We start from the raw sequence: 531 nt of genomic DNA on the forward strand, positions 1-531 counted from the left end.
CTGCGGATCGTCACGAAGGAAGCGGTGCTTCGTTGCGGGAAGCCGAAGCGCATTTACTCGGACAACGGGAAATTTATCGATCCGAGGTGCTGCAGTATGCGTGCGCCGAGATGGGAATTACGCTTATCCACACCCAGCCGTATGACCCGCAAAGCAAAGGGAAAATCGAACGGTTCTTCCGCACCGTACAGACGCGGTTTTATCCGCTGCTGGAGTTGGATCCCCCGAAGTCGCTCGAAGAGCTGAACGAGCGCTTTTGGAGGTGGCTTGAAGAGGAGTATCATCGAAAACCGCACGCCTCGCTGGACGGAAAAACGCCGCATGAGGTGTTTCAATCGCAAGTGCATCTCGTGTTGTTCATCGAAGATGGAGATTGGCTGGATGCGATTTTTCTGAAGCGGGAGCATCACAAGGTCAAAGCCGATATCCACCGAAGGCGTGATGGATTTTTACCGTGGTCTGGCCTTGGGATTAGGAGAGGAACCGAAGTACCGCAAGGTAGATCTCTTCCGCCAAATCCAGCAGGCGATT

General features: G+C 53.9%; 2 pseudogenes. Both read left to right on the forward strand.

Features of this window, described 5'->3' with window-relative positions:
- Positions 1-425: pseudogene (locus DCC82_RS17135) on the forward strand (integrase core domain-containing protein); the annotation flags it as partial.
- Positions 421-531, forward strand: a pseudogene (locus DCC82_RS17140) (AAA family ATPase); the annotation flags it as partial. The pseudogenes DCC82_RS17135 and DCC82_RS17140, both read left to right, overlap by 5 nt.

This window comes from Geobacillus sp. LYN3 (genome assembly GCF_003064505.1).
In the GTDB taxonomy this organism is placed as follows: domain Bacteria; phylum Bacillota; class Bacilli; order Bacillales; family Anoxybacillaceae; genus Parageobacillus_B; species Parageobacillus_B toebii.